Source organism: Bradyrhizobium sp. (assembly GCF_019244115.1).
Lineage (GTDB): Bacteria > Pseudomonadota > Alphaproteobacteria > Rhizobiales > Xanthobacteraceae > Bradyrhizobium.
The window spans coordinates 1-4,989 of the sequence record NZ_JAFATE010000731.1 but is presented as its reverse complement, the minus strand read 5'-3'; the positions used below and the strand labels follow the sequence as shown (position 1 = coordinate 4,989).

Here is a 4,989-nt window from a genome sequence, read left to right as displayed (position 1 = left end):
GCCAAGACCCAGCTGCTCGGCAATCCCAACCTGCCGCTGGAGGAGTTTCCGCCCTATGCCCAGGCCAAGGCGGCGCTGGAGCAGGCCGAGCGCAATCTCGACCATACCGAGATGCGCGCGCCGATGGCCGGGATCGCGACCCAGGTCGACCAGATCCAGCTCGGCCGCTTCGTCGCGGCCGGGACGCCGGTGTTCTCCGTCATCGATGTTACCCATCCATGGGTCGACGCCAATCCGAAGGAAAGCGATTTCACCTATGTCGCGGTCGGCCAGCCGGTCACGCTCGAGGTCGACGCGTTCCCGAGCCATCTGTTCAAGGGCACGGTCGGCTCGCTCTCGCCCGGCACCGGCGCGCAATTCGCGATCCTGCCGCCGCAGAACGCGACCGGCAATTTCGTGAAAGTGGTGCAGCGCGTCCCGGTGCGGATCTACTTTGACCAGAACGATCCCTACGTCGCCAGGCTGAAGGCCGGCATGAGCGTCTATGCCACGGTTGATACCGGCCATCGCCGCACGCTGGCGGGCCTGCTTGGGCTCGCGCCGGCAGCGGCGAGCCAGGAGTAACCCTGCCGATGTCGACTGCCGCGCCAGCGCCCAGCATGGTTCCCGGTCTGCGGCGGAACATGGTGACGATCTGCGCCATGACCGCGACCATCATGCAGGCGCTCGACACCACGATCGCCAATGTCGCGCTGCCCTACATGCAGGGCACGCTGTCGGCCTCGCAGGACCAGATCAACTGGGTCTTGACCTCCTACATCGTCGCCGCCGCGATCATGACCGCGCCGGTGGGCTGGATCGCCAACCGGTTCGGGCGCAAGCGCATCTTCATCATCTGCTCCGCGGGCTTCACCATCGCCTCCGTGCTGTGCGGGCTCGCGCAGGACATCAACCAGATGGTGCTGTTCCGCCTGCTGCAGGGGGTGTTCGGTGCGGCGCTGGTGCCGCTGTCGCAGGCGGTGATGCTGGATTCCTACAGCTTGCAGGAACGTGCCAAGGCCATGTCGATCTGGGGCATGGGCGTCATGATGGGCCCGATCATGGGGCCGTCGCTCGGCGCCTGGCTGACCGAAACCTATTCCTGGCACTGGGTGTTCTTCGTCAACCTGCCGTTCGGCTTCATCACCGTGCTCGGTCTCATCATCTTCATGGACGAGACGAAGCAGAACCTTTCGCTGAAATTCGACTGGTTCGGCTTCGCCGCGCTCGCGGTCGCGATCGGCTCGCTGCAACTCGCGCTCGATCGCGGCGAGCAGCTCGGCTGGCTCGAGTCGAACGAGATCATCGCCGAATTCATCATTTCGGCCGTGGGCTTCTACTATTTCCTCGCGCATTCCTTCACGACGCAGAATCCGTTCATCCAGTTCGGCCTGTTCAAGGACCGCAATTTCGTCACCGGTTGCATCTTCATGGCCGTCATGGGCCTCGTGCTCTATTCCACCATGGCGCTCGCCTCGCCGTACCTGCAGAACGTGATCGGCTACCCGATCATCACCGCGGGCGTGCTGCTGGCGAGCCGCGGCTGCGGCACCTTCGTCGCAATGATGCTGGTCGGGCGCATGATGCGCTTGTTCGAGGCGCGCACGCTGATCGTCTCCGGCCTTTTGCTGACGGCGTTCTCGCTGTTCGAGATGACCGGCTGGACCGACCAGACCGGCGCGACCGAAATCGTGAGCTTAAGCATCATCCAGGGCTTTGGTTTCGGCCTCGTCTTCGTGCCGCTCTCGACGGTGTCGTTCCTGACGTTGGCGGGCGGTCTGCGCACCGACGGCACCGCGATGCTGACCTTGATGCGCAACATCGCAAGCTCCGCCGGCATTTCCATCGTGATCGCGCAGCTCACCGAAGGCTCGCGCCGCATCCATGCGATCCTGGTCGAGCACGTCACCCCGTTCAATCACGCGATGCAGATGCCTGACGTGGCCGGTATGATCAACATGAACACCGACACCGGCCGCGCCATGGCGGATGCCATGGTCAACGTGCAGGCGCAGATCATCGCCTTCTCGCAGGACTACCAGCTCGTGATGCTGTTCATCCTCTGCTCGGTCCCGCTCGCGATCATGATCGGCTCGACCAAGGCGAGCCTGCGCAAGCAGGCCGCCGGGCCGGAACACGCTGTCATTGAGTAGGCTTCCCGCCATTATGGCCGGCCCTGACCCGGCCATCCACGATTTGTCGCACCGTCGTTCCCGGGCGATGCGAAGCATCGAAACCGGAATCTCGAGATTCCGGGTTCGCCCTTCGCGCGCCCCGGAATGACGACAAGCGTGGATGCCCGGGCCAAGCCCGTACAAGCCCGGCCATGACGAAGTGGAAAAGGTCGGTGGCCAGCGTTCGTTGGCGTTACTTGATCGGCGGGCGTGGCAGCACCGCCTCGCCCCGCTCCATCCGGTAGAGATGATCGAGCGAATACCAGGGCGCGGCGACGTCAGGCGCGTTCAGATGCGGCTCGTCATGGCGCACGAAATTGCCGAGCAGCGCTTTTGTCACGCCGAACTGCACGTCGCTGCCGATATGCGGATCGGCGGGATTGTAGACCTGCGAGATCAGCACCTTGAATCCCGCCTTGAAGATCAGCGCGTGCAGGTGCGCCGGGCGATAGGGGTGCCGGCTCTGCGCCTTGAGCAGCCGCCCGACCACGCCATCGGTCGGAATGGGATAACCGACCATCATGACCGAGCGGAAGGCAAAGCGGCCCTCGTCATCGGTTAAAAATTTGCCGCGCAGATTCATGTCGGCCTGGTCGGGATCCTGGTTCTCGTAATAGCCGACCGGCGAGGCGTGCCAGATGTCGACCTCTGCGCCCCCGATCGGTTTGCCGCTGCCGTCCACGACCCTGCCGGTGACGAACAGCGCAGGCCCCGGCGTCTCGGATCGCACGATCGACCCGCCGTTCTCCGTTCGCGGCGAGTTCAAGCGCCAGAACGGGCCGAGCAGCGACTGGTCGGTCTCGGTATTGCCCTGATCGCCATTGTTGAGCAGGCAGACCAGCGAGGAGACGCCGAGTGAGCCGGCCATCAGCACTGCCTCGTTATGCGTGTCGGTGGAGCGCTTGCCGAGCTCGATCAGGATCGCACAGGCCTCGCGAAATTCGGCTTCGGTCAGGCGGACATCGCGGACGAAGCCGTGCAGGTGCTTTATGAGCGACACCATGATCGCGCCGAGGCGCGGGTCTGAGGTCTGGGCCATGACCGCGAGGGCCGCCGCCGTGACATCCTGCTCGCGCTCGATGATCATGTTGTGCTCTCCATTTCATCGCAGGAAGCGGCCCATCCGCGTTGCTCCGTCATTGCGAGCGAAACGAAGCAATCCAGAATGCCGCCCCGGAAACAGTCTGGATTGCTTCGGCGCTTCGCGCCTCGCAATGACGGCCTAATTCAGCTTCTCGATCGCCATCGCGACACCCTGGCCGACGCCGACGCACATCGTGGCGAGCGCGCGCTTGCCGCCGTGCCTTTCCATGCCGTGCACCGCAGTCAGCGCGAGCCGCGCGCCGCTCATCCCCAGGGGATGGCCGAGCGCGATCGCACCGCCATGCGGATTGACGAAATCGGCATCCTCCGCGACACCGAGCTGGCGCAGGCAGGCGATGCCCTGCGAGGCAAAGGCTTCGTTCAGCTCGATCAGGTCGAAATCGCTGATCTTGAGGCCGAGCCGCTCCATCAGCTTGCGCGTCGCCGGCACCGGTCCGATGCCCATGATGCGCGGCGGCACGGCCGCGGATGCAAGCCCGAGAATCTTTGCCCGCGGAGTCAGACGATGCCGCTTCACGGCGGCCTCGGAGGCCAAAATCATCGCGGCCGCACCGTCATTGACGCCTGACGCATTGCCCGCCGTCACCGTGCCGGGATTGCGCACGATCGGCTTCAGCTTGGCGAGCCCTTCCAGCGTCGTCTCCGGGCGCGGATGCTCGTCCCTGTCGACGGTGATCGGCCCCGCCTTGCCGCCTCCTACCGAGACCGGCGTGATTTCTTCGGCGAAATAGCCCGCCGCAATCGCGTTCCCGGCGCGCTGCTGCGAGCGGATCGCGAACGCATCCTGGTCGGCGCGCGAGACCTGGAATTCCTCGGCGACGTTCTCGCCGGTCTCCGGCATGGAATCGACGCCATATTGCGCCTTCATCAGCGGATTGATGAAGCGCCAGCCGATCGTGGTGTCAAAAATCTCGGCCGAACGGGAAAACGCTTCCGCCGCCTTGCCCATCACGAACGGCGCCCGCGTCATCGACTCGACGCCGCCGGCGATGGCGAACTCGATCTCGCCCGATCTGATCGCGCGGCCTGCCGCGCCGACCGCGTCGAGGCCGGAGGCGCAGAGGCGGTTGAGGGTCTGGCCGGGAACGCTGTCCGGGATGCCCGCCAGCAGCAGCGCCATGCGGGCGACGTTGCGATTGACCTCGCCGGCCTGGTTGGCGCAGCCGAAAAACACCTCGTCGAGCGCGGCCCAATCGAGCTGCGGATGTTTCGCCATCAGGGCCTTGATGGGAGCTGCCGCCAGATCGTCGGCGCGCACTTTTGCCAGCGACCCGCCGAACCGGCCGATCGGGGTGCGCACGGCATCACAGATGAACACATCACGCATCGGTTTTCTCCCTGGCGGCCGTGTCACGGCTTGAATTGATGAGGAATTGACCGCGAGTTTTAGGAGCGCGGCGGGAACAGGTCAATCGACGCGAAAGCGGCTTTTGCATGGGGATTTGCATGGCTGGTGAACGTGGAAAACGGCGCAAGGTCATAGGAGGAGCTGGCGGAATTCTGTAGGTTGCGCGTCCCATGACGATCCCGCAATCCATTCCCATCCCTCCGTCGCCGGAGACTGCGACTGAGGCGCCTCATCGCATCACGCCGATGATGGAGCAGTATCTCGAAATCAAGGCCGCGCATCCCGGCCTCCTGCTGTTTTATCGCATGGGCGATTTCTACGAACTGTTCTTCGAAGATGCCGAGAACGCCTCGAAGGCGCTCGGCATCGTGCTGACCAAGCGCG

General features: G+C 64.5%; 5 protein-coding genes. 3 read left to right on the top strand and 2 right to left on the bottom strand.

Annotated features, from left to right (window positions below; all coding sequences use genetic code 11):
- Both JOZ76_RS31575 and JOZ76_RS31570 read left to right on the top strand, forming a co-directional pair.
- Positions 1–564: HlyD family secretion protein (locus JOZ76_RS31575; RefSeq protein ID WP_291705310.1), on the top strand; the 564-nt coding region annotated here is incomplete at its 5' end.
- Between the two features lie 8 nt (positions 565–572).
- On the top strand, positions 573–2,132 hold the full coding sequence (locus JOZ76_RS31570) for an MDR family MFS transporter (RefSeq protein WP_291705309.1): 1,560 nt from the start codon (positions 573–575) through the stop codon (positions 2,130–2,132).
- A 214-nt stretch (positions 2,133–2,346) separates the two neighbouring features.
- On the opposite strand, the gene JOZ76_RS31565 is transcribed toward JOZ76_RS31570, so the two are convergent.
- Positions 2,347–3,240, bottom strand: a complete 894-nt coding sequence (locus JOZ76_RS31565; protein ID WP_291705308.1) for a dioxygenase family protein — start codon at positions 3,238–3,240, stop codon at positions 2,347–2,349.
- Positions 3,241–3,375: 135 nt separating this feature from the next.
- Positions 3,376–4,584: a 3-oxoadipyl-CoA thiolase gene (gene pcaF, locus JOZ76_RS31560; protein ID WP_291705307.1), complete on the bottom strand. Its 1,209-nt coding sequence runs from the start codon at positions 4,582–4,584 to the stop codon at positions 3,376–3,378.
- A 191-nt stretch (positions 4,585–4,775) separates the two neighbouring features.
- On the opposite strand from pcaF, the gene JOZ76_RS31555 reads away from it, so the two are divergent.
- Positions 4,776–4,989: hypothetical protein (locus JOZ76_RS31555; RefSeq protein ID WP_291705306.1), on the top strand; the 214-nt coding region annotated here is incomplete at its 3' end.